This is a genomic window from Allobosea sp. P4_E12, from assembly GCF_056401655.1.
Map to the genome: position 1 here is coordinate 281,313 of NZ_JBFUIY010000001.1, position 26,118 is coordinate 307,430.

The 26,118-nt window shown below is 65.1% G+C and carries 27 protein-coding genes; 17 read left to right on the top strand and 10 right to left on the bottom strand.

Annotated features, from left to right (window positions below; all coding sequences use genetic code 11):
- Positions 1-373 precede the first annotated feature (373 nt).
- From AC1DW9_RS01370 to leuD, 8 genes are all read left to right on the top strand, one after another.
- Complete coding sequence (locus AC1DW9_RS01370; RefSeq protein ID WP_476775174.1) at positions 374-760, top strand: hypothetical protein; 387 nt, start codon at positions 374-376, stop codon at positions 758-760.
- A 127-nt stretch (positions 761-887) separates the two neighbouring features.
- The gene (rplS, locus tag AC1DW9_RS01375) at positions 888-1,283 is read left to right on the top strand and encodes a 50S ribosomal protein L19 (RefSeq protein ID WP_043233560.1); all 396 of its coding nucleotides are present in this window, start codon (positions 888-890) and stop codon (positions 1,281-1,283) included.
- 115 nt (positions 1,284-1,398) lie between these two features.
- The gene (locus AC1DW9_RS01380) at positions 1,399-1,575 is read left to right on the top strand and encodes a hypothetical protein (RefSeq protein WP_162531536.1); all 177 of its coding nucleotides are present in this window, start codon (positions 1,399-1,401) and stop codon (positions 1,573-1,575) included.
- A 93-nt stretch (positions 1,576-1,668) separates the two neighbouring features.
- Complete coding sequence (gene leuC, locus AC1DW9_RS01385; RefSeq protein ID WP_476775175.1) at positions 1,669-3,087, top strand: 3-isopropylmalate dehydratase large subunit; 1,419 nt, start codon at positions 1,669-1,671, stop codon at positions 3,085-3,087.
- 22 nt (positions 3,088-3,109) lie between these two features.
- A complete protein-coding gene (locus tag AC1DW9_RS01390; RefSeq protein WP_113512190.1) occupies positions 3,110-3,355 on the top strand; it encodes a hypothetical protein in 246 nt (81 codons plus the stop codon).
- The gene (locus AC1DW9_RS01395; protein WP_441489458.1) at positions 3,355-3,828 is read left to right on the top strand and encodes a metallopeptidase family protein; all 474 of its coding nucleotides are present in this window, start codon (positions 3,355-3,357) and stop codon (positions 3,826-3,828) included. Before AC1DW9_RS01390 ends, AC1DW9_RS01395 begins: the two co-directional genes overlap by 1 nt.
- A gap of 3 nt (positions 3,829-3,831) precedes the next feature.
- A complete protein-coding gene (locus tag AC1DW9_RS01400) occupies positions 3,832-4,464 on the top strand; it encodes a LysE family translocator (protein ID WP_476775176.1) in 633 nt (210 codons plus the stop codon).
- Between the two features lie 59 nt (positions 4,465-4,523).
- Entirely contained in the window at positions 4,524-5,126 is a 603-nt protein-coding gene (leuD, locus tag AC1DW9_RS01405) for a 3-isopropylmalate dehydratase small subunit (protein WP_043233564.1), read from the top strand.
- A 6-nt stretch (positions 5,127-5,132) separates the two neighbouring features.
- Here leuD and AC1DW9_RS01410 read toward each other — a convergent pair whose 3' ends face one another.
- From AC1DW9_RS01410 to AC1DW9_RS01420, 3 genes are all read right to left on the bottom strand, one after another.
- Positions 5,133-6,395 carry a DUF1501 domain-containing protein gene (locus AC1DW9_RS01410; RefSeq protein WP_476769948.1) on the bottom strand — a complete coding sequence of 421 codons (1,263 nt, stop codon included), beginning with the start codon at positions 6,393-6,395 and terminating at the stop codon, positions 5,133-5,135.
- Between the two features lie 5 nt (positions 6,396-6,400).
- A complete protein-coding gene (locus AC1DW9_RS01415) occupies positions 6,401-7,831 on the bottom strand; it encodes a DUF1800 domain-containing protein (protein ID WP_476775177.1) in 1,431 nt (476 codons plus the stop codon).
- 156 nt (positions 7,832-7,987) lie between these two features.
- The gene (locus AC1DW9_RS01420; protein ID WP_441489462.1) at positions 7,988-8,791 is read right to left on the bottom strand and encodes a DUF4394 domain-containing protein; all 804 of its coding nucleotides are present in this window, start codon (positions 8,789-8,791) and stop codon (positions 7,988-7,990) included.
- Positions 8,792-8,992: 201 nt separating this feature from the next.
- Between AC1DW9_RS01420 and AC1DW9_RS01425 the strand changes: the two genes are divergently transcribed.
- Together AC1DW9_RS01425 and AC1DW9_RS01430 are read left to right on the top strand one after the other, a co-directional pair.
- Positions 8,993-9,556 carry a sigma-70 family RNA polymerase sigma factor gene (locus AC1DW9_RS01425; RefSeq protein WP_441489463.1) on the top strand — a complete coding sequence of 188 codons (564 nt, stop codon included), beginning with the start codon at positions 8,993-8,995 and terminating at the stop codon, positions 9,554-9,556.
- Positions 9,553-10,329, top strand: coding sequence for an anti-sigma factor (locus AC1DW9_RS01430; protein ID WP_476775178.1), 777 nt, complete (start codon positions 9,553-9,555; stop codon positions 10,327-10,329). The genes AC1DW9_RS01425 and AC1DW9_RS01430 overlap by 4 nt, the downstream gene beginning before the upstream one ends.
- A gap of 18 nt (positions 10,330-10,347) precedes the next feature.
- On the opposite strand, the gene AC1DW9_RS01435 is transcribed toward AC1DW9_RS01430, so the two are convergent.
- The 3 genes from AC1DW9_RS01435 to dapB form a co-directional block, all read right to left on the bottom strand.
- Positions 10,348-11,439: an ATP-dependent DNA helicase gene (locus AC1DW9_RS01435; RefSeq protein ID WP_476775179.1), complete on the bottom strand. Its 1,092-nt coding sequence runs from the start codon at positions 11,437-11,439 to the stop codon at positions 10,348-10,350.
- Positions 11,440-11,519: 80 nt separating this feature from the next.
- Positions 11,520-13,163 carry a methyl-accepting chemotaxis protein gene (locus tag AC1DW9_RS01440; RefSeq protein WP_476775180.1) on the bottom strand — a complete coding sequence of 548 codons (1,644 nt, stop codon included), beginning with the start codon at positions 13,161-13,163 and terminating at the stop codon, positions 11,520-11,522.
- A gap of 195 nt (positions 13,164-13,358) precedes the next feature.
- Positions 13,359-14,162: a 4-hydroxy-tetrahydrodipicolinate reductase gene (gene dapB, locus AC1DW9_RS01445; RefSeq protein ID WP_476775181.1), complete on the bottom strand. Its 804-nt coding sequence runs from the start codon at positions 14,160-14,162 to the stop codon at positions 13,359-13,361.
- Between the two features lie 92 nt (positions 14,163-14,254).
- On the opposite strand from dapB, the gene AC1DW9_RS01450 reads away from it, so the two are divergent.
- On the top strand, positions 14,255-15,115 hold the full coding sequence (locus AC1DW9_RS01450; protein WP_476775182.1) for an alpha/beta fold hydrolase: 861 nt from the start codon (positions 14,255-14,257) through the stop codon (positions 15,113-15,115).
- A 6-nt stretch (positions 15,116-15,121) separates the two neighbouring features.
- Here the strand turns inward: AC1DW9_RS01450 and AC1DW9_RS01455 are convergent, their stop codons facing one another.
- The gene (locus tag AC1DW9_RS01455) at positions 15,122-15,706 is read right to left on the bottom strand and encodes a GNAT family N-acetyltransferase (RefSeq protein WP_476775183.1); all 585 of its coding nucleotides are present in this window, start codon (positions 15,704-15,706) and stop codon (positions 15,122-15,124) included.
- A 91-nt stretch (positions 15,707-15,797) separates the two neighbouring features.
- Here AC1DW9_RS01455 and AC1DW9_RS01460 point away from each other — a divergent pair, with 91 nt between their 5' ends.
- Positions 15,798-16,412, top strand: a complete 615-nt coding sequence (locus tag AC1DW9_RS01460) for a LysE family translocator (RefSeq protein ID WP_476775184.1) — start codon at positions 15,798-15,800, stop codon at positions 16,410-16,412.
- 16 nt (positions 16,413-16,428) lie between these two features.
- Here AC1DW9_RS01460 and AC1DW9_RS01465 read toward each other — a convergent pair whose 3' ends face one another.
- Together AC1DW9_RS01465 and AC1DW9_RS01470 are read right to left on the bottom strand one after the other, a co-directional pair.
- Positions 16,429-17,124 carry an SDR family oxidoreductase gene (locus AC1DW9_RS01465; RefSeq protein ID WP_441505217.1) on the bottom strand — a complete coding sequence of 232 codons (696 nt, stop codon included), beginning with the start codon at positions 17,122-17,124 and terminating at the stop codon, positions 16,429-16,431.
- A 33-nt stretch (positions 17,125-17,157) separates the two neighbouring features.
- Complete coding sequence (locus AC1DW9_RS01470; RefSeq protein ID WP_476775185.1) at positions 17,158-20,757, bottom strand: hydantoinase B/oxoprolinase family protein; 3,600 nt, start codon at positions 20,755-20,757, stop codon at positions 17,158-17,160.
- Positions 20,758-20,997: 240 nt separating this feature from the next.
- Between AC1DW9_RS01470 and AC1DW9_RS01475 the strand changes: the two genes are divergently transcribed.
- The 4 genes from AC1DW9_RS01475 to AC1DW9_RS01490 all read left to right on the top strand — a co-directional run bounded on the left by AC1DW9_RS01475 (position 20,998) and on the right by AC1DW9_RS01490 (position 24,542).
- Positions 20,998-21,546 (top strand): TRAP transporter small permease, encoded by a 549-nt coding sequence (locus tag AC1DW9_RS01475; protein WP_476775186.1) that lies wholly within the window; start codon positions 20,998-21,000, stop codon positions 21,544-21,546.
- Between the two features lie 3 nt (positions 21,547-21,549).
- Positions 21,550-22,857 (top strand): TRAP transporter large permease, encoded by a 1,308-nt coding sequence (locus tag AC1DW9_RS01480; RefSeq protein WP_069879665.1) that lies wholly within the window; start codon positions 21,550-21,552, stop codon positions 22,855-22,857.
- Positions 22,858-22,892: 35 nt separating this feature from the next.
- Positions 22,893-23,888 (top strand): TRAP transporter substrate-binding protein, encoded by a 996-nt coding sequence (locus AC1DW9_RS01485; RefSeq protein ID WP_476775187.1) that lies wholly within the window; start codon positions 22,893-22,895, stop codon positions 23,886-23,888.
- A 96-nt stretch (positions 23,889-23,984) separates the two neighbouring features.
- Positions 23,985-24,542 (top strand): winged helix DNA-binding protein, encoded by a 558-nt coding sequence (locus AC1DW9_RS01490; RefSeq protein ID WP_441489475.1) that lies wholly within the window; start codon positions 23,985-23,987, stop codon positions 24,540-24,542.
- Between the two features lie 98 nt (positions 24,543-24,640).
- On the opposite strand, the gene AC1DW9_RS01495 is transcribed toward AC1DW9_RS01490, so the two are convergent.
- On the bottom strand, positions 24,641-25,261 hold the full coding sequence (locus tag AC1DW9_RS01495) for an NAD(P)H-dependent oxidoreductase (RefSeq protein ID WP_476775188.1): 621 nt from the start codon (positions 25,259-25,261) through the stop codon (positions 24,641-24,643).
- A 79-nt stretch (positions 25,262-25,340) separates the two neighbouring features.
- On the opposite strand from AC1DW9_RS01495, the gene AC1DW9_RS01500 reads away from it, so the two are divergent.
- Positions 25,341-25,991, top strand: a complete 651-nt coding sequence (locus tag AC1DW9_RS01500) for a TetR/AcrR family transcriptional regulator (RefSeq protein WP_476775189.1) — start codon at positions 25,341-25,343, stop codon at positions 25,989-25,991.
- The last annotated feature ends 127 nt before the right edge of the window (positions 25,992-26,118 follow it).

Here is a 26,118-nt window from a genome sequence, read left to right on the forward strand (position 1 = left end):
GGGCACGGTATTCCGAATGCGATTGGAAATCGCGAACGGAGTGACCTGCGATCAGCCGCTACGCCCGACACCACCTCGCGCGCCCATGGAGCGATACCCGCCCTCGCAGACAGATCCCGGTCTGTGTCCCCCCGCGATCTGTCGCATAGCACCGGCTTGGTCAGAGGTCACAATACGAAGTAAGCAGATCTTGTGTTGTTGCCTCGATCGGGACATCCTCACTCCAGGCTGCTCGCCATTTCATTGAGTTTGCATTGAAATGACGCGATCCACCTGCCCTCTTTCTATCCTGACCAGAAAATCCCTGTCCCAATAGAACCAAAGATGGCCCGGCCGACCGGATTCTGATCCCTGACCTGCGAGGGAGATTGCCTTGAAAGCATCGACTCTGAGCTTCCGCGCCGCCGTCCTCATCGCCCTCGCTGGCATGATATGGGGCATCGTCATGGCAATCTCGCGAGATCATTCGGCGTTGCCGGCGCATGCCCATCTCAATCTCTTGGGATGGGTCTCCTTGTTTCTGTTCGGCATCTTCTATCGGCTGCATCCATCCCTGGACCTCGCCAGAAGCGCGGTGATCCAGGTCTGGTTCTGGATCCTCGGAACGCTCGTCCTGACCGTCGGCGTGGCCCTGGTTCATTCCGGAAACGCAACCGGCGATCCGATTGCCGGCGTGGGCGCCTTGACGGTGCTGGCCGACATGGCTTTGTTCGGCTGGCTGGTCTTCAGGCAGGGGCAAGCTGGCATGGCAGCGAAATAGCGCGCGACACCAGCGCCTCATTCCCCTCGACAAGGCCCTACCTCTCCTGTATGGCCAGCCACTCAACTGAAAACAGCGAGCCGTAACGCCCGCGTGAACACACGCGACAACGGCCATGGAGAGACCCATGAACATCATCGAGCAGATCGACCAGGAACAGATCGCCAAGCTGAGCGCAGGCAAGGAAATCCCGCATTTCCAGCCCGGCGACACCGTGCAGGTCAACGTCAAGGTCAAGGAAGGCGAGCGTAGCCGCGTTCAGGCCTATGAAGGCGTCGTGATCGCCCGCAACGGCGGCGGCCTGAACGAAGCCTTCACCGTCCGCAAGATTTCCTATGGCGAAGGTGTCGAGCGCGTTTTCCCGCTCTATTCGCCGAACATCGATTCCATCAAGGTTGTGCGCAAGGGCAAGGTCCGTCGCGCCAAGCTGTATTATCTGCGCGATCGTCGCGGCAAGTCGGCCCGTATCGCCGAGCGCGTCGAAGCCCGTCCTGCCAAGGGCGACAAGTCGGCTGCCAAGTAAGCGCCACTGCGCTGCAGTGAATACCGGAACGCGGTCCCTCGGGGCCGCGTTTTGCGTTGGGCGGCCCGGCGTCGGCTTCGTTGCCGGCACAGTTTGGAACTGCTAGAACATCGTCATGAACACTGTCCTGCCCAGTGAGGATGACTGCTGCCGCATCGTGCGCCGCGAGGCGAACCTGCGCCGCATCCCGACGACGCAGGATTTTGCGGCGCTGCATGACCATGCGCGCCTGCCCTGGCGCTTCTTCGGTCGTTTCACGACCTCGGCGGCAGCGGGCCTTAGGCGCGCCTGAGACCGGCCCGTTGGCCGGCGACAGGCTGTTTGCGTTGCGCCAGCCGGCCTTGAGCGCCGGCATCACAGATTTCCACGACCGAGGCTTATCGACATGACGTCGTCCACCGCCCCCCGCACGCTTTATGACAAGATTTTCGACGACCACATCGTCGACCGCCAGGAAGACGGCACCTGCCTGCTCTATATCGACCGGCATCTGGTGCATGAGGTCACGAGCCCGCAGGCTTTCGAAGGCTTGCGCATGACCGGCCGCAGGGTGCGCGCGCCTGAGAAGACGCTGGCCGTCGTCGACCACAATATCCCGACGACCGACCGCAAGGCCGGCATCGCCGAGGAGGAGAGCCGCATCCAGGTCGAGGCTCTGGCCAGGAACGCCAAGGACTTTGGCGTCGAGTATTTCAACGAGCTCGATATCCGCCAGGGCATCGTCCACATCGTCGGCCCCGAACAGGGCTTCACCCTGCCCGGCACCACGATCGTCTGCGGCGACAGCCACACCTCGACCCATGGCGCCTTCGGCGCGCTGGCACATGGCATCGGCACATCGGAGGTCGAGCATGTGCTCGCCACTCAGACGCTGATCCAGAAGAAGGCCAAGAACATGCTCGTCCAGGTGGACGGCGCTCTGGCCAAGGGCGTCACCGCCAAGGACGTCACCCTCGCCATCATCGGCGAGATCGGGACGGCGGGCGGCACCGGCTCGGTCATCGAATATGCCGGCGAGGCCATTCGCTCCCTCTCGATGGAAGGCCGCATGACGGTCTGCAACATGTCGATCGAAGGCGGAGCACGTGCCGGCATGATCGCGCCGGACGAGAAGGCCTTCGCCTATCTCAACGGCCGGCCTAAGGCCCCGAAGGGTGCGGCCTGGGATGAGGCCCTGCGCTACTGGGAGACGTTGCGCACCGACGAGGGCGCGCATTTCGACCGTATCGTCAAGCTCGATGCCGCCAACCTGCCGCCGATCGTCTCCTGGGGCACCAGCCCCGAGGACGTGATCTCGGTCGCGGGAAGCGTGCCGAACCCGGATGACATCGCCGATGAGACCAAGCGTTCGTCGAAATGGCGCGCGCTCGACTATATGGGCCTGAAGCCCGGCACCAGGATGACCGAGATCCCGCTCGACGTGATCTGGATCGGTTCCTGCACCAATGGCCGCATCGAGGATCTGCGCGCCGTCGCCAAGATCGTCGAGGGTAAGACGATCGCCGGCTCGCTCGACTATGCCATGATCGTCCCCGGCTCCGGCCTGGTGAAGCAGCAGGCCGAGGAAGAAGGTCTCGACAAGATCTTCCTCGCCGCCGGCTTCGAATGGCGCGAGCCCGGCTGCTCGATGTGCCTCGGCATGAACCCCGACCAGCTCAAGCCCGGCCAGCGCGCCGCCTCGACCTCGAACCGCAATTTCGAGGGTCGTCAGGGCTTCAAGGGCCGCACTCATCTGGTCTCGCCGCAAATGGCCGCAGCCGCTGCGCTCGTCGGTCATTTCGTCGATGTGAGGCAGATGGGCTGATGCGCGAGCGGGGACACAGGTCATGACCGGCGATCCCCGCGAAGCCGCCCGGGCAGCCGAAGCCAAGGCAGTGCTGGAGCGCGTCAAGCGCGACGAGGAGGGGCTGCTGAGCTCCTCCATGGGCCGCGCCGCCGATCACTTCTCCGGCCGCGACGCACCTGAAGGCGACACTGTCGAACTCTGGGGCAGACGCATCGGTCGCGCGCTGTCGCTGGTCGGTGTCGTGCTGCTCGCCTGGTGGCTGGGGCATCAGCTCAAGATCTGGTGATGGGAACCGTGCCTTCGATCAAAGCATCCGCCAGCGCCTCGGCATCCGCCGAGGTGTCGTCCGCTGTTGCCTGGGACGAGGTCAAGGCGCCCAGCGCCGCTGATTTCGAAAGCCTCGCGCAGACCGCCTATGACCGCCTGCCGGACGAGTTCCGCGCGCTCTGCGCGGACCTGATCATCAACGTCACCGAGTTCCCCGAGGACGATGTGCTGAAGGAACTCGAGATCGAGAGCCCCTTCGACATCCTCGGCCTCTTCACCGGTGTCGGCCTGCCACAGCAGGGCTCGGGCCCGCAAACGGGCCAGATGCCCAACATGATCCATCTCTATCGCCGTCCGATCCTCGACTACTGGTCCGAACATGACGAGGGCCTGGGCGCCATCGTCACCCATGTCCTGGTCCATGAGATCGGCCATCATTTCGGCTTTTCGGACGAAGACATGGAAGCGATCGAGGCCGGGGCGGAGCGATAGACGATGATGGACGATCTGATCCGGCATCTGCCGAGCCTGGCCCTGGTCTATTCCGCGTTCTTCCTTGCAGTTGCCAGCCCGGGCCCGAGCAATCTTGCCGTGATGGCGACGTCGATGGAGCGTGGTCGGCGCGCCGGAATGACGCTCGCACTCGGCGTGACGACCGGCTCCCTGACCTGGGGCATCCTGGCCGCCATCGGCGTCTCGGCCGTGATCGTGGCCCATCCCGGTGCGCTCTATGCCATCAAGATCGTCGGCGGCGTCTATCTGCTCTATCTCGCCTGGCGATCGGCGCGTTCAGCGATGCGAGTGGACATGCCCCCGCCGAAAGCCACGGTTTCGGGGCATCGCATCTATTTGCGCGGCTATCTCATGCACCTGACCAACCCGAAGGCGATCTTGAGCTGGACCGCGATCATCGCGCTCGGCCTGCGCCCGGAAACACCCGTGGCTGTGGTGCATGCCATCATCATCGGCTGCCTGCTGATCTCGCTTCTGATCAATCAGGGATATGCCCTGCTGTTTTCGACCCCCTCCATGATCGCGGGCTATCGCAAGATCCGCCGTCGTGCCGAGGCCTGCCTTGCCGCCTTCTTCACCTTCGCCAGCTTCAAACTCCTGACCGCGCAGCTGTGAAGCGCGTTGTCGGCCACGTCACGATATCCTAGCCAGAAAGACCTGTTGGAGCCCTCGCCATGCAGCCCTTCACCACCCTGACCTCCACCCCGGCGCCGCTGAAGGTGATCAATGTCGACACCGACATGATCATCCCCAAGCAGTACCTGAAGACGATCAAGCGCACCGGGCTGGGCACCGCGCTGTTCGCGGAGATGCGCTACAACGAGGATGGCGCTGAGAACCCCGATTTCGTGCTGAACCAGCCGGCCTACCGCAAGTCGGAGATCCTGGTTGCCGGGGACAATTTCGGCTGCGGCTCGTCGCGCGAGCATGCTCCCTGGGCCCTGCTCGACTTCGGCATCCGCTGCGTGATCTCGACCTCGTTTGCCGACATCTTCTACAATAACTGCTTCAAGAACGGCATCCTGCCGATCGTGGTCTCGCCCGAAGACCTTGAGAAGCTCTTCGACGACGCCGATCGCGGCTCCAACGCGACGCTGACGGTCGATCTCGCAAAGCAGGAAATCAAGGGTCCGGATGGCGGCACGGTGACGTTCGACATCGACCCCTTCCGCAAGCACTGCCTGCTGAACGGGCTCGACGATATCGGCCTGACCATGGAGAAGGCGCCGAAGATCGACGCCTTCGAGGCCAAGCTCGCCAAGCGCGCCTGGGCCTGATCGGGATCAGACGACCAAGCCCGGCATCGGCGCAATATCGCCGGTGCCGGGAAATACCTTCTCGGCCAGAACCGGTCCCGACAGGCCGAACAGATCGGTCACGACACCCTTTGCGACCGCCCGGATATCCGTGGTCGGCTTCAGGTCGCGCTGCTCCCAGAGCTGCTCCGGTTTCAGCCCCGGCCAGTCCGCGATCACACGACCGCCCCTGACCGCGCCGCCGACCAGGAACGCGACAGTACCGGTACCGTGATCGGTTCCGACCGTGCCGTTGACCCTGGCGGTTCGACCGAACTCCGTGACGACCATCACAACCGTGTCCTTCCAGACCCGCTTCAGCCCGGTCTCGAACGCATTGAACGCACCATCGAGCCCGCCGAGCAGCCCGGCGAGCCGCCCCTTGGCGCCGCCCTCGTTGGCGTGGGTATCCCAGCCCTCGAAGGCCAGCGCCGCAATACGAGGACCGTCATCGGCACCAACGAGCCGCGCCGCTCCCTCAGCGATCTGGATCATGCCCTGGGGATTGCCCGGGCCGCCGCGTGATCGCATCCTGTCGCCGCCCATGCCCTGGCCGAGCACGATCGTCTCGGTCTCGATCGCCCGAGCAAGCACGTTTGCCAGCATGGGGTCGCGCTGCCCGTAAAGGTCGCCCAGTCGCTGGATCAGATCATCTCCGGCGCGCGGCATCACCGGCGGCGCCCAGCCCAGCACCGGGGCCTGGCCCCTGACGATCAATGGTGGCACCACACCGACCCCGAGTACCCCGTGACGCGCGATCGTCTCACCGGCCGGCAGCGCCGCGATCATGCGGTTGAGCCAGCCGCTATCGACGCGTCCCGGGCCTTGCTGACCGCTTTCCAGCACATCCTGCCCATCGAAATGCGAGCGCTCGCGATAGCCCGTCGCTGCCGCATGCACGATCGCGGCATGCCCCTGGCCGTAGAGCCGGGCGAGGTTGGGCATGGCGGGGTGGAGGTGGAAGAAGCCATCGAGCGGCAACGCCGCATCCGATCCATCGCGCTGCAGCGCGATATCCTGACGCAGATCGGCATAGTTCGGGTCGCCGATCGGCGGAACGGCGGCGAGGCCGTCGAGTGCGCCGCGCAGCACCACGGTGATGAAGCGCGCATCCCGACTGCCGGCCGCCGCATGGGCGAATTTCGGCATGAATGACCAGGCGAAGAGCGCGCTTGCCGCCCCCAGCACGGACCGGCGTGATGGTGTCATCGCCTCGCAATCGTCGTCATCGTCGCGGATCGCGTCTGACATCTGGCTCACCTCCGCTGGAATTCGGGCGACATCAGCAAGAGCGCGATCGCCTGCGGCTTGCTCTCGGCGCGGGCCACCGCCTGTTTGGTCTCGGCTGAAGCGAGCGGGCCCAGCACCGCCTCGAGCAGGGCCCGTGGGTCGCTGGCGGTACCAGCCGCCTGACGCCCCCACGCTGCCGCCACGTCGATCCGCGTCTTGATGCCTTCCGGTGTCGCCCACGCATCGTTGTTTCCGGGAAAGCCATTCGGTCCCGAGGGCTGCCAGAGTGGTTGGCCCATCGTCGCGAGCGCTCCTGCGATGGGACCGAACTCCGGCTTGCGTCCAAGCGCCCGCAGCATCGCCAGCAAAAGCTCCTGCGGCTGGCGCAGCTTCGCGGCCTCCGCCCCCCATGCGTCGTTCGACTGAATGAGCGCGGCCGATACCGCGGCGAGATCGCCCTCCGTACGGCGCCAGGTTTCCACCATCTGGGAAACGAGCGCCGGCGGGGGATCGTCCGCCACGAAATGCCGCGCGAGCTTCAACGCGACATGCCGGGCTGTCGCGGGATGATGCGCGAGGTCGAGCAGTGCGAGCCTGCCCTGCTCCGCCCCAGCCTCCTCGTAATCCTTGCCGAGCAGCGGATGAACGCCAGGCTCATGCACGCCGGCATTGAAGGCAAAGGCGCCGGGGAAGCCGAGCCGGCCGTCGCGGCCAGCAACTGTCCAGCCCGTGATGATGCGAGCCAGACTCGTCACATCGCCTTGCGAATAGCCGCCGGAGACGCCCAGCGTATGCAGTTCCATGATCTCGCGGGCGAGGTTCTCGTTGAGCCCGCGGCCGCGGCGCTTGCCTGCCGGAGAGTTCGGCCCGATCGATTGCTGATTATCGAGATAGATCAGCATGGCCGGATGGCTCTCGACGGCCAGGAGCATGTCTTCGAACCGGCCAAAGACATAGGGGCGTATCGCCTCACGCTCGTAGGCTCCCGCCAACACCCGCACGAAGTTGCCTTGCGAGACGGAGATGCAGAAATGGCTCGACCAGAACTGCGCCAGCCGCTCGCCAAAACCGGCGAGCGGTTCCAGCCCGGCACGCATCCGCGCTGCCACCTCGTCGCGATAGATCCTTTGCGGCAAAGGAGGCTCGGATGGTGCTGGCGGCGCCGACGCTCCCTGCCCTTCGTTCATCCCGCCCGGGGCAGGCATCATCGCCGCCTGCATGGCCGGGCGCGGGGCCTCTCGCTCGGCCTTCTCCTTATCCTGGAAGGCATAGAACGCCGATCCGATCTGCGCCTGCCCGACGAGCTCGAGGCCAATCGGAACGGGAACGCTCCTGCGCTTGACCTCATCGAGAAAGAGGTCCCGGGCGTCGCCGCCGATCGCCGTGAGATCGCCAGGTCGGAGCCCCAAGCCGAAGCGCTGCAAACCGAGAATATTCAACCGCGAATCGCGCGCCATCGACGGCTCCCTCGCCTTGAGCAGGCAAAACCGAGCATCCGGGCCAACTATGGCAAAAATCGCATACCCCGATGCGGTGCGCCGAGATAGAACATCGAAAGACCGCCACGCCCTGCGGCGTGGCGGCCCCTCCGAGGCGGTTTCGGTCCCGTTTGCCTACATCGCCGGCAGCGCCGCGACGTCGCGCACCGGCCCGTTCAGCCCGGTGACCTTGCCCACCATCGAAGCCTTGCCCGTTGCCAGATCGACTTTATGCAGGGTGCCGTCCGCCAGCAGCCAGCCGGTATTGGCGCCTGACGCATCGGTCTCGATATCGAAGGCGATCGCCTTCCCTGTGACGCCGAGCTTGCCGACAGCGCCCAGCACGCCGTCATTCGGCGGCGCCTGTTTCAGCAACCCGCCGATCTTGGCGTCGATATCGTAGAGCGCCGTCTCCTTGGTGCCCTTCACCGAGTTGGAATAGGCGCCGGCAACGACCATCGGCGTCTCGCCCTTGTGCATGTCGGTCTCGGCGAATTTCAACTTGCCGTCGACCGTGGTCTTGCCGTCCTCGACATTGACGCGAAGGTTTGTGCCGTCGGCGCCGATGACCCGCAACCGGTCGGCGGCCGGGTTGAAATCGACCGTCGCCATCATGCCGGCGGCAAGCGTGGTATCCATCTTCGACTTCATCGTCGCTTTCCCGCTCGTCATATCGACCGTGAAGATCGTGCCGTCGGTCGACAGCGCGTAGAGCATTCCGTCGGCGGGGCGAATATCGATGCCGGCGATCTTGCCGGTCATGCCGGTGACCTTGATGGACTTGCCGGCCTTCTGCGTCGCCGTATCGATCATTGTCAGCGTGTCGTCGCCCGTCAGGGCGGCGAGGGTTCCGGCGGGGGCTGCCAAGGTCGCGGCGAAGGAAGCCCCCAGGATCGTGGAAGCAATCAGCGCGAGGCGTGTGGCGCGTGCAATCTGCATGTTATCCTCCCAATCGTCTGCCGCATTGTTTCGAGGGCTGTTCGCCGCCTGACCTGGCGCGGCACCCAATCTGGGTAAGCTTGCGGCACAGGAGCGGATGCGACGGAAAAAACAAAAAACTGAGACGCATCCGAAGCTGGCCGAGCCGCGTATTCATCTATTCGCGCAAGGCTGAGGCGCTGCGCCGAGGAGGAGACAGGGATGGCGATGAACGCCGTAGTGCCGCCAAAGGCTACGGACATCGAAACCGCGCTGCGCGACTGTGCCTCCGGAGATAAACTTGCGCTCAAGCGCATCTACGACGCCGAGGCCGCGCGTATGATCGGCGTGGCCCAGCGTCTGCTCAAGCGGCGCGCGCTGGCCGAGGAGGCAGTGCAGGATACCTTCGTCCTGATCTGGCGACATGCGACGCGGTTCGATCCGCAGCGCGGTGCCGGCTTGACCTGGATCTACGCGATCCTGCGCAACCGCTCGCTCTCGATCCTGCGGGATGAGAAGCGCACGGAAACCACCGATATGCCTGTCGCCGAGGAAACCGCGAGCGAAGAGGACGATCCTGAGACGGTGATGTCGAAACTGTCCGACGCCAAGGCACTCCGCGCCTGCCTGGAGACGCTGCCACCGCAGCGGCGCGGCATCGTGCTGCTTGCCTTCGTCCAGGGGTTGACCCATGGCGAGATCGCCGGTCGCCTCAAAATGCCGATCGGCACCGTCAAATCCTGGATTCGCCGCTCCCTGATCTCGCTCAAGGAGTGCCTCGGATGAGCCCCTCCTCCACCAGATCTCTCGGCCCGGAGGAGCGCACCGCGCTGGCGGGCGAATATGTGCTTGGCCTGATCGAGGGGGCCGACCTCACGGCCTTCGACCAGCAGCTCGAGACCGATCCTGATCTCGCTGCAGCGGTCGAGCGCTGGCGCGTTCACTTCGCGGCCATCGATGCCACCGCCGCGCCCATCGAGCCGCCAGCCGCGCTATGGAGCCGGATCGAGACCGAGCTGGCGGCCGCCGCGCAGCAGGCGGCTCCCGCAGGCATGAGCAGTGCAGCACCGGCTCAGGCGTCGCGCCCCGCCGCGGCCGCAACCAGCCGCCTGGCCGATTGGTGGAACAGCCTCTTCGTCTGGCGCGGCGCAGCGCTCGCCGGAGCGCTGGCGATAATCGTTCTCGCTGCAGGTCTCCTGAACGCCCTCGATCGGGCCAGGCGCCAGCCCGTGATGGTCGCCGTGCTGATGACCGAAGCCAGCGTCGCTGCAGCGGTCGTCAACACCTTCGCCGACGGCAGGGTGGAGATGGTGCCGCTGCAGGCAATCCATGTTCCCGAAGGCAAGGCCCTCGAAATCTGGACACTGTGGGACCGCGCGGTGGGCCCGCGTTCGGTGGGGCTGATCGAGCGTGCCCGCTCGACCCATCTCAGGCTGGACCAACTGCCGCTTGGCAAGGATCAGCTCTTCGAGATCACCCTGGAACCCGCGACAGGCTCGCCGACAGGGAGGCCGACCGGCCCCATCATTGCCAAGGGGACCACGGCGCAGGCCCTGTGAATCCCAGGGGGTCTGCCGCTACACCACCACCGTGATCGTCTCGGCCGCACGCGTCAGCCCGGTATAGAGCCAGCGCGCCCGGTGCTCGCGAAAGGCAAAGGCCTCGTCGAAGAGGACGATGTCATCCCATTGCGAGCCCTGCGCCTTGTGGACCGTCAGGGCGTAGCCGAAGGTGAATTCATCGGTGTGCTTGCGCAGCTCCCACGGCACCTCCTCCTCGGTGCCGTCGAAGAAATTGGGCATCACGGAGACCTTGACCGGCTTTCCACCGGTATCGTCCTCCGGCGTGACTCGCATCGTGATCAGGCCCTTCTTCGAGGTCTTGAGTTCCTGCACGATCCAGGAGCCGCCATTGAGCAGGCCCTTGCTCTTGTCGTTGCGCAGGCAGACGAGCTTCTCACCCGCGACCGGCACGGTGGAATCGCGCGCCATGAGCTGCCGGATGCGCGCATTGTAGAGCCGGCGCGTCTTGTTCATGCCGACCAGGACCTGATCGGCACCCAACACCAGCTCGGAATTGACCGCATCGCGGCGAATGACCCGGCTCTCGCCGTAGTCGCCGACATCGAGGCGCCCTCCCTCGCGGACGATCATCGACATCCTGACGATGGGATTGTCCGCAGCCTGGCGATGGACCTCGGTCAGCATCACGTCCGGCTCGGTCTCGGTGAAATACCCGCCGCCCTTGACCGGGGGCAACTGCGCCGGGTCCCCCAGCACAAGGACCGGCGTACCGAAGGAGAGCAGATCCTTGCCCAACTCCTCGTCGACCATCGAGCACTCGTCGATGATGATCAGCCCGGCCTTGGCCGCGTTGCTCTCGCGGTTGAGCACGAAGGTCGGGCTTTCCTCATCGACGCCACGCGAGCGGTAGATCAATGAATGGATGGTCTGGGCGCCATCGCAGCCCTTGTTGCGCAGCACCAGCGCCGCCTTGCCGGTGAAGGCGGCGAAGAGGACTGTGCCATCGACACCCTCGGCAATATGGCGCGCGAGCGTCGTCTTGCCCGTGCCGGCATAGCCGAACAGGCGAAAAACCTGAGGCTCGCCAGCCTGCAGCCAGCGTGCGACCGCGCTCAGCGCGGCATCCTGTTGCGGCGACCAGCTCATCGCGAAGGAATCCGATATGCGATCATGCCGCACAAAGGCGCGAGTCGCTCGCGCAATGCAAGCGCAAGAACAGAACGGGATCAGGCGGCGCGCAGGCGCCTGACGAATTCCTCCGCCTCGCCCTGCAGCGCTGCGATGCGCTCGTCGAGGTCGCGGGCCCCGAACGCGCCCCTGCCAGCCTGTTCGACAGTCTGCGCATTCGCCTCGGCGATCTCCGCCATTGCGCCCGCAGCCGTTTCCGTCACACCAGAAATACGCGCGACCGTGTCCCCGAGCGAGCCCATCAATTCGGAATGCGAGGCGACCATGGTCGAAATCTCGGTGCTGGCCTGTTCGACGGCACCGACGCTGGCGACGATGCCTGAAACCGCCTGCGCCGCCTGCGACAGGACCGCGTTGACCGCTGCAATGCGCCGCACGATCTGCGCTGTCGCGTCGGCCGTCTGGCCCGCCAGCGCCTTGACCTCGCTCGCGACGACGGCAAACCCCCGGCCATGCACGCCGGCGCGCGCCGCCTCGATCGTTGCGTTCAGCGCAAGCAGATTGGTTTGCCGAGCGATCGTCTCGATGATGTCGACGACATCGCGGATTTGCCCCGCATTCTCGGTCAGACGCAGGACAAGGCCGGAGGTGCCAGCGGCATCCTGCGTCGCCACCGTCGCCGTTTGTGAAACCCGGTGCACTTCGGCATTGATCTGGCCGATCACCTGCTCCAGGCGCAGGGCTGCCTCGGTGATGCGCCGTGCCTCCAACCCCGCCCCGTCGACGGCGGAAGCGGCAGTGCCCGTGCTCTGCGAGACCTGCTGTGCCCGCACCGCAGAATCCTGTTGTGCGGTGCGCAGAGCTTCGCTCAACCCGGCGATATCGTGAAGCACGGCACCAATCCGGTGTTCGAATTCCTCGGCGATGCGGCCGAGCTCCTCGGTTCGCTGGTTCTGGTGGAACAGAGCCCGGTGGGCCTCGGCATCGCGGGTGACCAGGGTCGCCCGCACTTCGCTCAGCGCCCGCACGGTGCGGGCAAGCTGGCCAATCTCGTCGCGACGCCGGACATGCGGCACCGCGATGACGGCAGAGGTCGCCGTCGCGGTGGCGATAGCGGCCATCAGATCGCGCAGGGGGCGGGTGAGCTGGGTCCTGAGCAGGTACATCGCCAGCAGCGCGCAGGCGAGCGGGAGACCAACCGCCGTCGCGATCACCCGCAGGCGCAGCGCGTGGGCTAGCCCCGCAGCCTCTGCAGCGCCGAGCTGCGCACGCCTGTCCAGGCCATCGGCGAGCTTCGACGTGACGAGGATGATCTGGCGGACATTCTCGCGCGCCGCCTCGGCCGAGGCCTCGATGAGCGCGGCCTTTGCCGAGACCTCGCGCCCCATCGTGACGATGTCGCGCTGGAATGAAATGAACGTCCTGATCCGGGCATCCAAGGTCGGATTGGCGTCGCGGAATTCGCCCGGCAACGAAGAGATCAGACTGGCTCGTGCGGCATCGACCAGCTCCACAGCTCCATCAAGGGAATCGAGCGCGGTCTCGATCGCACGCGGCGTGGCCGCGTCATCGAAGCGGCTGAGCAGCGAGGCCTGCGCCACGCGATTCGAGAGCAGCGCCGCGCGGTTGACCAAGGCCATGCTCGAGAAAGCATCGCGATCGATTTCGCGGACCGCGTCAAAGCCCCGAACCGCGCTGAACAACCCGAGGCCAGCGGCAATCCCCATGAGCGCAAACAGCATGGTGATCTTCGCAGTCAGCCCCAATTGCCGCATCGCGTTGCCCCCTTGTCGTCGCCGCCCTTCCCTTCGCAGATGCGAACGAACGTTAGGTTAACACGACAGGAGGAACGCAATAAAAATCAACAAGTTAGCCGGATACGGACCGAGCTGTCGAAGCCGCCTCGCGTGCGAAAGACAACCGGCAACGCCAGTGGATCAGGCCATCAGGCTGTCCAGGCCACGCCGAAGCCCGATCTGGTCCGCAACCCGCCGCGCCGCCAGCAAGGTACCGCCGACATAAGGCGCAGCAGAGGTGCCGGCATCATGCCGGATCACCAGCCGCTCGTCCGGGAGGCCGAAGACCGCCTCGCAGGAAAGGACGAAGCCCGGCATCCGCAGCGAATGGACCTGTACCGCATGCGGCGCACCAATTGCGGCGCCGCGCGTCTCGCGGGCGCCGCCGAGCTCCGCAACGGGCTTCGCGGTTCCGGCCATACGCTCGGCACCAAGCGTCTCGGCGAGTTCGCGCCCGGTTCCGGACGGCGTGTCCGGCTTCGACGCAGAGGCGTAGTCGATGATCTCGACATCCGGCACATATTTCACCGCTTCGCGGGCAAAGCGGCGCAGCAGCGTCGCGGTGATCGAGAAATTGCCCGCGGCAAGCACGCCGACGCCGGCCTTGAACGCAGCGGCCTCGATCTCCGCATAATCCTCGCCGGTCATGCCAGACGCGCCGACGACGACATGGCGCCCCGCCGCAACGGCTGCCAGCACATTGCCCTTCACGCTGTCGGGCTTGGTATAGTCGATCAGGACATCCGACGGCACGGCGAGCGCCTCCCCCACGGTCGCAAAGATCGGTTTGCCATTGGCTGGCTGCCCGGCCGCCTCGCCGAGATCGCTGCCTGCTGCCTTGCGCGAGACACCCGCAACAAGCTCAAGGTCGGACGCGGAGTCGATTGCAGCGACAAGCGCCTTGCCGACCCAGCCGGAGCAGCCGGCAAGCGTGATGCGGATCATCGGAAACTCCCAACATAAGGCTGGAAACAATTGAGTTCGATCATCCGCCCCTTACAGTTCGAGGCCTGGATGCGGCTGGGGGAATCGAACCGATGCGTGTCACTGTCAACGGAGTGCGCCTCTATGTCGACATCGAAGGTGCGGGGCTCGCGCCCGATGGCCCGGCCATGCGGGAAAAGCCGACGCTGATCCTGCTTCATGGCGGCCCAGGCGCCGACCACAGCATCTACAAACCCGGGTTCTCCGGACTGAGCGATATCGCCCAGATCGTCTATTACGATCATCGCGGCTGCGGCCGCAGCGAAGACGGCCCGCGTGAGAGTTGGACATTGGACCAGTGGGCCGATGACCTGAAGGTGCTCTGCGACACACTCGGCATCGAAAGACCGATCATCCTCGGCACGTCATTCGGTGGCTTTGTCGCGCAGGCCTATGCGACGCGCCATCCCGGGCATGCCGCCAAGCTGATCCTGATTTCCACGGCCGCCAAGTTCGATTTCCCGGCGGTCTACGCAGCCTTCGAACGGGTCGGTGGTCCAAGAGCCAGTCAGGCGGCCCGGAACTACTGGTCGGCGCCAGCGCCTGAGACACGTGCGCCCTATACTGAGATTTGCTTTCCGCTCTACGCAGCGCGACCGCGAATCGGCTCGACCGATTGGATACAAAGGCTCATCTCGCGCAACGAGACAGGCGTCTGGTTCAATGGGCCGCACAACGAACAGGGCCGCTTCGACTTTCGCGCTGCGCTAGGAGCCGTGAATTGCCCAGTCCTCGTTATGGGCGGCGAGGAAGACCCCATCACGCCGATTGCCTTCAGCGAGACGATTGCAGCGTGCCTTCCGCCCGAATCGGTTCGTTTCAAGCGTTTCGCTGGTTGCGGCCACGGCATCGTCGGCGACGACCCAGAGGCCGCGTTCGCGACGATCCGCGAGTTCATTCTCGATGAAGCGTGATATCACTCAGAGTGCGAGCCGCATCAGCGGCCGCCCCTCCTTCTGCCGCGCGACCTCGACGAAGCCGGCTCGCAGGAAGACCCGCTCGGGGCCGACATAAAGGCCCTCGCTGCTACGCTTGAATTCATGGTCCATGGGGGCAGCCTCGAGCAGGCGGGCCCCGTTCTCGCGCGCGAAAATGATCGCGCCGTCGAGCAGCGCCGCCGTGACGCCCCTGCCCCGCCACGCCTTGCGGACGAAGAAACAGGACGCCGCCCAGACGCGCTCATCGTCGGCCGGTGCATCCGGCAGCGGCGTCGAGGCGCGCCGCGGATTGTTCCATTCGGGAATGTCGCGCCGAGGGCCGACCTGGAGCCAGCCGACACAGGTCTCGTGATCATGGGCCAGGACGCCAGGGGGCGGCCCCTCGCGAACCCGTTGCTCGAACAATTGCCGGGCCCCCTCCCCCAATAGCGGCAGGCGCTGCTTCTGGGGCATGCGGAAATGGTTGCACCAGCAGCCATAGCAGGGCCCCTTCGGACCGAAGAGATCCTCGAGATCCGGCCAGCGCTCGGGCGCCAGCGGCAGAACAGTGAAGGCAAAGGCCGACATACTCCTGGTCCCTTTCGCCAGCGGCACGAGGGGGCTCGACTCATCGGCCCCAGGCTGAGATGACTCAGCAATCGAGATGGAGACTGCCGCCATGTCCTTCGAGCTTTTTGCCGCTTATCTCGTTGCCTGCTTCGTCATCGTCATCGTGCCGGGCCCGACCGTAACACTGATCATCGCCAACAGCCTGAAGCATGGTGCCCGCGCCGGGCTCCTGAATGCGGCAGGAACCCAGCTCGGCCTCGCGATCATGATCGCGATCGTCGGCATCGGCCTGAGCTCGGTCATCGCGGCGATGGGCCACTGGTTCGACTGGGTGCGGCTCGCCGGCGCCGCCTATCTGATCTGGCTCGGCTGGAAGATGGTCCGGGCCGGCGGCGTCGAGGATGGCGCCATGCAGGCCCGAGCACCGCGCGGCGGGTTCTTCCTGCAAGGCGTCCTGGTCGCGCTCAGTAATCCGAAGACACTGCCCTTCTTTGGTGCCTTCTTCCCGCAATTTCTCGACCCCGCCCGCGATCACGTCACGCAGATCGCGATCATGGGGCTGACCGCGATGCTCTTCGCCGCGGTCAGCGACAGCGGCTATGCGCTGCTTTCGGGGCGGGCGGGACGGCTGCTGTCGCAGAAGCGCGTGCGCCTGCTCTCGCGCGTCAGCGGCGGCTTCCTGATTGGCGGCGGCCTCTGGCTGGGCTCGTCGCGCGCCAGTTGATCCGCCGCCTCAGGCCTCACCAGGCGATCGCTTCGCCCTTCCAGGTCCGGAAGCTGTTGGTGTCGGAGATGCCGGACCGGTCGATCGTTGCGATCAGGCCGGCGGCGCTTTCTGTCGGCGGAATGTCGGCTCCGCCACCGCCCATGTCGGTCTGCACCCAGCCCGGATGGAACAGCAGGATGCTGACGCCGCGCTCGCGCACGGCGTTGCCGAACACGACCATGGCCATGTTCACGGCCGATTTCGAAGAGCGATAGGCGAGCGCTCCCGAGGGATTGCCGGCGATTGAGCCCATGCGGCTGCTGATCGTCGCGATCTTGCGCCCTTGCGAGGCCTCGACATTGGGCAGGAATGCCTGCGCCACGCGCAGCGGCGCATAGACATTGACCTCGAACACGTCGCGCCAGGCGTCAAAATCCATGTCGAGCGCGCCCTGCTTGTCGCGCGGGCCGTAGACGCCTGCATTGTTGACCAGGACATCGATCGGTCGGTCGGCGAGCGCAGCCTTGGCAGCGGCGACGCTCGCATCGGACGTCACATCGAGGGTGACCGGCGTGACGAGCCCGCCATGCTTGGCGACCAGCGCCGCAAGGCCGGGACTTGCCGGATCGCGCGCGGCGGCGATGACATGGTCGCCACGCGCCACCAGGGCGGTAGCAAGAGCAAGGCCGATGCCGCGATTGGCGCCGGTGATCATCCAGGTCTGAGGCATATCCATCTCCCGTGTGGAGACAGGACCTAAGCGTCAGCCCTTCGCTTTTCCATAGCCTCCTGCCGTCGGCGTGATCACGGTCACGGCCTCGCCCGCCTCGAGCAGCGTCTGGTCGCTCGGCTTCAGTTCCTCGACGGCGCCGGAAAGCCGGCGCACGATCGTCTTGCCGAGCTGCCCCGCTTCACCGCCCTTGACGCCGAAGGGGCGCACGCGGCGATGCGAGGCGAGGATCGCGCAGTCCATCCGCTCGCGGAAGCGGATCGTGCGGCTCGTGCCATCGCCGGCATTCCATTCTCCCTTGCCGCCCGAGCCCGGACGAATATGGAAATCCTCAAGCACGACGGGGAAACGCGTCTCCAGGATCTCCGGATCGGTCAGGCGCGAATTGGTCATGTGGACATGCACGCCGGAGGTTCCATTGAATCCCGGCCCCGCCGGCGAGCCGGAGCAGATCGTCTCGTAGTACTGATACTGATCATTGCCGAAGGTCAGGTTGTTCATCGTCCCCTGCGAGGCCGACATCGCCTCGAGCGCACCGAACAGCGTATTGGTGACAGCCTGGCTGACCTCGACATTGCCGGCAACGACGGCGGCCGGGTAGTGCGGCGCCAGCATCGAGCCTTCCGGCACGACGATCCTGATCGGTCGCAGGCAGCCCGCGTTCATGGGAATCGCGTCATCGACCATGACGCGGAAGACATAGAGCACCGCCGCACGGGTCACCGGCGCAGGCGCGTTGAAATTGTCCTCGCGCTGCGGCGAGGTGCCGGTGAAATCGACCGTCGCCTCGCGCCTCGAACGATCGATCGTGATCTTCACCTTGATCGCGCAGCCCTGATCCATCGGATAGGTGAACTCGCAATCATGCAGCTTGGCGAGCAGCCGTGCGACGCTCTCGGCTGCATTGTCCTGGACATGGCCCATATAGGCCTGGACCACATCGAGGCCGAAGGAGCGGATCATCTTCTTCAGCTCCGCCACACCCTTCTCATTGGCGGCGATCTGCGCCTTGAGGTCGTTGACGTTCTGCACGACGTTGCGGACGGGATAGCGAGCGCCAGTCAGCAGCTTGACCAGCTCCTCCTCGCAGAAGCGGCCCTGATCGACGATCTTGAAATTGTCGATATAGACGCCCTCTTCCTCGATATGCGTCGCCAGCGGCGACATCGAGCCGGGCGCCACGCCACCGACATCGGCATGGTGGCCGCGGCTCGCCACCCAGAACAGGATATTCCGGTCCTCGGCATCGAAGACCGGGGTGCAGACCGTGATGTCGGGCAGATGCGTGCCGCCATTATAGGGCGCATTGAGGCAGTAGACGTCGCCCGGCCGGATGACGGGGTTGTTCCTGATCACCGTCTCGACCGACTTGTCCATCGAGCCGAGATGCACCGGCATATGCGGCGCGTTGGCGACGAGGCTCGCGGTCGAGTCGAACACGGCGCAGGAGAAGTCGAGCCGCTCCTTGATGTTCACGGAATAGGCGGTGTTCTGCAGCGTCACGCCCATCTGCTCGGCGATCGACATGAACAGGTTGTTGAAGATCTCGAGCATGACGGGATCGGCCTTGGTGCCGATCGCGGCATTCTGCACCAGCGCCTTGCTGCGATGCAGGACGAGATGGTCCTTGGCCGTCAGCTTCGCAGTCCAGCCATCCTCAACGACGACGGTCTGGTTCGCTTCGATGATGATGGCGGGTCCCGCGACGCTCTGCCCCGGAGCCATCGCTTCGCGCCGCACGATCGCGGCTTCGTGCCACTGCCCCTTCGAGAACAGGCGCGTGCGTTCGGCAACCGCCGGTTCACCGGCCCGCTCGCCTGCCGCCGCCTCCTCGAACCTGGCGCCCCCGCCAACGGCCTCGACCTCGACCGCCTCGACGACCAAGGCCTTGGTCTCGTCCATGAAGCCGAAGCGCGCCTTATGCGCGACCTGGAAAGCTTCCTGCATCTCGGCCCGGCTGCCGGACGCAATCGCGATCGCCGTATCGGTGCCGGCATAGCGGATATGGGCTCGGATATGGATGGCGATCTCGCCATCTGGCACCCCTTGTCCGATCAATTCGGAACGCGTCTCGGCGCTGAGCCGCTCGGCCACCTCCGCAATCGCAGCCTTGACCTCGGCATCGAGCGGTACGTCGAGTGCGGCCGTCCGCGTCGAGCGGATTTCGGCGAGCCCCATGCCATAGGCCGAGAGCAGGCCGGAGAACGGGTGCAGCAGCACGGTCTTGATGCCGAGCGCATCGGCGACGAGGCAGGCGTGCTGTCCGCCCGCACCGCCAAAGGAGTTCAAGGCATAGCGGGTGATGTCGTAACCGCGCTGAACGGAGATCTTCTTGATCGCCTCCGCCATGTTCGCAACAGCGATCTGGATAAACCCGTCAGCGACCTCTTCGGCGCTGCGGCCGTCGCCGACCTCGGCCGCGAGCTTCGCGAATTTGGCGCGGACCGCGTCCACATCGAGCGGTTGATCATGCTGCTCGCCAAAGATCGCCGGGAAATAGGTCGGGATCAGCTTGCCGACCATGACGTTCGCGTCGGTGACCGCGAGCGGGCCTCCGCGTCGATAGGCGGCCGGCCCCGGATTGGCGCCGGCCGAATCCGGGCCGACGCGGAAGCGCGCACCGTCGAAATGCAGGATCGAGCCGCCACCAGCCGCAACCGTATGGATCAGCATCATCGGCGCGCGCATCCGCACGCCGGCGACCTCGGTCTCGAAAGCGCGCTCATACTCGCCATCGAAATGCGCGACATCGGTGGAGGTGCCACCCATGTCGAAGCCGATCACCTTGTCGAACCCGGCCGAACGCCCGGTCTCGGCCAGGCCGACGACGCCCCCGGCGGGGCCGGACAGGATCGCATCCTTGCCCTGGAACAGCTCTGCCGCGGTGAGGCCACCGGACGACATCATGAACATCAGCCGTGCGCCGGTGCGCCCGATGTCGAGCTCTTCGGAAACCTGCGCGACATAGCGCCCGAGAATCGGCGAGAGATAGGCATCGACCACAGCCGTATCGCCACGCCCGACCAGCTTGATCAGCGGCGAGACCTCGTGGCTGACCGACACCTGCGGAAAGCCGATCTCTCGGGCGATGCGCGCTGCCACCTGCTCATGTTGGGGATAGCGATAGGCGTGCATGAAGGCGATCGCCACGGCGCGGAAACCGGCATCGTACTGTTCCTGCAGGGCCGTGCGGATCGCGGCCTCGTCCGGAGCCCGTTCGACCGCGCCATCGGCCAGCACGCGTTCCGCGATCTCGACCACCGCCTCGTAGAGCTGCTCGGGCTTGATGATCTCCTTGGCGAAGATGTCGGGCCGCGCCTGGTAGCCGATGCGCAGCGCATCGCGGAAACCCTTCGTGGTGACGAGCAGCGTGCGGTCACCTTTGCGCTCGAGCAGGGCGTTCGTCGCAACCGTGGTGCCCATGCGCACCTCGCCGATGCGTCCGGCAGGGATGAGCTCGCCGGCCTTGAGGCCGAGATGGTCGCGAATGCCCTGGACGGCTGCATCGCGATAGGCACCCGGATTCTCCGAGAGCAGCTTCCTGGCGTGAAGCTTGCCTGCCGGATCGCGGCCGATCACGTCGGTGAAGGTGCCGCCGCGGTCGATCCAGAAATCCCAATGGCTCGCCGTCATGACACTCTCCCAGCGTGGCGTGAATTCGTTTCGACAATTCATCGATAAATCGTCGATGAAATATTGACAAGGCGGATTCGGCGGCTACGATCGCAATTGTGACCGGAACATGGCTGAGGGGCCGGGCCGGTCGAGGGAGGATGCGATGACAGGATCGACCCTGGCAATCGGACTCGGCACGCGCCGGCAGTCCCGCGCGGCGGCCCCGCTGCGGCCGACACCTATGGCGTGGGGCGCTCGATGATCCGCACGGCCCTCGACAAGCTCTATCTCTTTGCAGGTTACGCAGCGGGTTTCTTCCTGGTCGCCATCTTCGTCCTGATGATGGGCCTCTCCATCGGGCGTGAGGTCGGCTTCAACATCCCCGCCGGCGATGATTTCGCGTCATGGAGCATGGCAGCACTCGCTTTTCTCGGCCTCGCCCATACCTTCAAATCTGGCGAGATGATCCGGGTCGGCTTGCTGATCGATCGTTTCAAGGGGCGCACGCGCTGGGCCTTCGAGGTCTTCTCGCTCGTGCTTGGTCTCGGCTTCACCGGCTTTTTTGCCTGGCACGCTGTGGTGATGACCTGGCAATCCTATGAGTTCAACGATGTTGCCGGCGGCGTCGTGCCGATGCCGCTCTGGATTCCGCAACTCGGCTTCTCCGGCGGATTGGTCATCCTCTTCATCGCCTTCGTCGATGAGTTCGTTCACGTCGTCCTGCGTGGCAACGAGCCCCGCTATGAGAAGCCGCCCCCGCAAAGCGACGAAGAAGTCGTCGAGCGCGCGATGCAGAGCGGGGTCTGAACCATGGCGATGATCGAGATTTCTGGACTGCTGCTCATCCTGCTGGCCGTCTTCCTCGCCGGCGGCGTCTGGATCGCCATCTCGCTGATGGCCTGCGGCTGGGTCGCGATGCAATTCGTCGGCGGCGGCATCCCCGCCGGCTCGGTGCTCGCGACGACGATCTGGGGCAACAGCGCTTCCTGGACGCTTGCCGCCTTGCCGCTCTTCATCTGGATGGGCGAAATCCTTTACCGTACGAAACTTTCGGAAGAGATGTTCCGCGGCCTCGCCCCGTGGCTCAATTGGCTCCCTGGCCGTCTGATGCATGTCAACGTCCTGGCCTGCGGCATCTTCGGCTCGGTCTCCGGTTCCTCGGCCGCGACCTGCGCCACCGTCGCCAAGATCGCCCTGCCGGAGCTGAAGAAGCGGGGCTATGACGAGACGGTCAGCCTCGGCTCGCTCGCCGGCGCCGGCACGCTGGGCATCCTGATCCCGCCCTCGATCACCATGGTCGTCTATGCCGTCGCGGCCAATGTCTCGATCATCCAGGTCTTCCTCGCCGGCTTCCTGCCGGGCCTGCTCGTGATGGCGCTCTACTCCGGCTACATCATCGTCTGGCACATGCTGAACCCGGACAAGGCGCCGCCGCCGGAGCCGAGCATGCCCCTGCGCGAGAAGCTGCGGGAATCGGCCAATCTCATCCCCTGCATGCTGCTGATTGCGCTCGTCTTCGTCTCGCTGCTGATGGGTTGGGCGACAGCAACCGAATGTGCGGCCTGGGGCGTTCTCGGCTCCTTCGGCGTCGCCTGGTGGTCGGGGTCTCTGACCCGCGAAGCCTTCTGGGCCAGCGTGATGGGCACCACCCGCATCACCTGCATGATTATGCTGATCCTGGCCGGCGCCTCCTTCATGTCGACCTCGATGGCCTATACCGGCATCCCGGCCGCCCTTGCGGAATGGGTCGACAGCCTGCATCTCTCGCCCTACGCGCTGATCGCAGCGTTGACGGTGATGTACATCGTGCTTGGCGCGGCGCTCGATGGCATCTCGATGATCGTCCTGACCACGGCCATCGTCATTCCGATGATCAAGCAGGCTGGCTTCGACCTGGTCTGGTTCGGCATCTTCCTCGTGCTCATCGTCGAGATGGCCGAGGTCTCGCCTCCGGTCGGCTTCAACCTCTTCGTGCTGCAGACCATGTCGGGCAAGGATTCCAATACGGTGGCGCTCGCCGCCCTACCCTTCTTTTTTCTACTGGTCGTGGCGGTCGCGATCATTACGATCTTCCCGCAAATCGTGATGATCCTGCCGCAACTGGCCTTTCCGGGATGATGCAGCGTCAACAACAAGGGAACGGAGACACCATCATGAAACGAAGCGACTTCATTAAGGGCTTTCTTGCGGCCGGTGTCGCAGCCGGCGCTCTGGCGCTCTGCGCGACAGCGGTCTCGGCACAGACCAAATGGAACCTCCCGAACGCCTACCCGACAGACAACCCGCACACGGAAAACCTCGTCGCCTTCGCCAAGGATGTCGAGGCGGCGACCGGCGGCAAGCTGACGATCACGGTCCATGCCAATGCCGCGCTGTTCAAGGCGCCCGAGATCAAGCGCGCCGTGCAGACCGGCCAGGCCCAGATGGGCGAAGTACTGATGTCGATCCACGAGAACGAAGATCCGATCTTCGGCATCGACGTCGTACCGTTCCTGGCGACCAGTTTCCCGGAATCGAAAAAGCTCTACGCGGCCTCGAAGCCGGCGATCGAGAAGAAGCTCGCGAGCCAGGGCATCAAGCTGCTCTTCATGGTCCCCTGGGCGCCGCAGGGCGTCTACGCCAAGAAGGACCTGAACTCGACGGACGACATGAAGGGGCTGAAATGGCGCTCCTACAACGTCGGTACGGCCCGCCTTGGCGAAATGCTCGGTATGCAGTCGGTGACGATCCAGGCGGCGGAACTGCCGCAGGCGCTCGCCACCGGCGTGGTCAACTCCTTCATGTCGTCTGGCGGCACGGGCTTCGACTCCAAGGTCTGGGAATCGCTGACGCATTTCTATGATGTGCAGGCCTGGATCCCGAAGGATGCGACCTTCGTCAACAAGGCAGCCTTCGACGCCCTCGACAAGCCGACGCAGGATGCGCTGCTCAAATCGGCTGCCGCAGCCGAGGAGCGCGGCTGGAAGGCCTGGGAGGCCAAGACCGGCTGGTATCTTGACCAGCTCAAGTCCAAGGGCATGAAGGTGCAGGCGCCGAGCACGGAACTCGCCGCAGGCTTCAAGAAGGCCGGCGAAACCCTGACCTCCGACTGGCTGAAGAAGGCCGGCGCCGACGGCCAGGCCGTGATCGACGCCTACAAGAAGATGTAAGCCCGACCGGCCCGATCCCTCACGAACGGCCGCTTCGTGCGGCCGTTCGCACGTCCGGCGCCACGACGGCTGCCTTGCATGAGAGCGCCAGAGACGATGTCCACATCGGCACCCCCGCCCCCGAAACCACCGGCTGAGCTGGCCGACGCGCTGCTCGGCCCGATCGTCTCGTCCGGCCACCTGGCCTCGGGCGCGATGCCGGCGCTCTCCGAGTTCGAGTTCGCGCTCAGCATGACGGTGCACGCCTTCCAGCGCTGGATGCTCCGCGCCATGACCTCGGCCGGCATTCCGGATCTCACGCCGGTGGATGTGCTGGTGCTGCACAACGTCAACCACCGCGGCAAGCCGAAGCGCCTCGCCGATATCTGCCTCGTCCTCAATATCGAGGACACCTATGTCGTGAACTACGCACTCAAGAAGCTCGAGCGGCTCAAGCTGATCAAGAGCGGGCGCAAGGGCAAGGAAAAGACCGTCGCAATCACCCCGGCGGGCGAGGATGCCTGCCGGCGCTACGCCCAGATCCGCGAGCAGCTCCTGGTCAAATCAGTGCTGGCGCTCGGCATGGATCCGGTGCGCCTCTCGGAGATCGCAGCGACCATGCGCTCGCTGTCAGGCCAGTACGACCAGGCCGCGCGGGCCGCGGCCAGCTTGTAGGCGCGTGCCGAGCCTCATGTCGGATTTCGTCGGGGGAAATAGCCGCGAACGCCCCTGGAATGGTGGAGATCATCGCCAGGCAGCAGCCTGCTACGCCGTCACGCAGCCACTTGTGCCGCGGTAGGTCTGAAGGCTTTGAAGAGAGTGCCGCCAATGGCGCGCGCCGCCGCCAGATGCTTGGCCGGATCATCCTGCCCCGAACCAAGCAGGAGCTCGGACGTCACGACAGGGGCGCCGCAATAATCGAAGATTCCGTCGTCGATCTGGGTCTTCATCGCGCCGAAATAGCCGTGTCGGGCATAGGTTCGCAGGCTGGCGCCACCGATGGCGACCAGATGGACCGGGAGATGGCCGAGCTTCTTTACCATCGGTGTATCCGGGCCTTCGTCATAGGCCCATCCATTGGCGAAGACGCGATCGATCCAGCCCTTGAGAAGCGCCGGCATCGACCACCAATAGACGGGATAGATCAGGACAAGGGCATCGGCGCGATCGATCCGCACCTGCTCGGCGATAATGTCGGCCGGCGGCTGCGCCTCGCGACGGTGAACTGCGAGATCGGCCTCGGTGAAGCGTGGGTCGAAACCTTCGACCGCGAGATCGGCGATTTCGAAGGAATTGCCCGGCCCGGACAGGGACACTCCCTCCCCGACATGCGCAGCGACGCCATGACTGAGCGACGCACGATCAGGATGGGCGACGACAATGAGCGCGTGCATTTCAAGAACTCCGGCTGAGTGATTGCGGGGGGAACCCGAGTGATATATACTTTTAGTAAGTTACTTTTGGTATATAAACATGTCAAGTGCCGGACCGAACGATCACCCACCAGCTCTGCCGCCGCGTCGCCGCCTGGCGAGGGAAGACCGCTATCGCCAGCTTCTGGATGTCGCGTGGCGGCTGATCCGGGAGGAGGGAACGGAGGCACTGACGCTGGGGCGGCTAGCCGAGCGGTCAGGGGTGACAAAACCCGTCGTCTACGACCATTTCGGCACACGCAGCGGGCTGCTGGCAGCGCTTTACCAGGAGTTCGACGCGCGCCAGACAGCACTCATGGATGCCGCGCTCGACGCGAGCGAACCGACCTTGGCAGGCAGGGCAGCGGTCATCGCGTCATCCTATGTCGACTGCGTGCTCCTCCAGGGCCGTGAGATCCCTGGTGTGATCGCGGCGCTTGCCGGCGCGCCCGAGCTCGCAAAGCTCAAGCGCGATTACGAAGCGATCTTCATGGGGAAGTGCCGAGCCGCGCTCGCGCCCTTCGCCGGCTCCGGTACGATTGCTCCAGCGGGCCTCTGGGCGCTGCTCGGTTCAGCCGAGGCCCTGTCTTCTGCCGCCGCGGCGGGAGACATCACGGCCGCGCAGGCTCAGAACGAGCTCTTCGAGACGATCGTCGCAATGGTTGCCAGAAGCGCGCGCGGCGGTTCTCCTTCGGGCGCCGGAGGCATGTGAAACCGCGCTACGACGGACCGCCGCGTCTCAGAAACTGAGCCTGACCTGGAGCTGGCCGCCAAGACGGTTGGGGGCGCCGGATAGGCTGAGATAGCCGGCAACCGGCAGTCCGTCGATCTGACCGGCC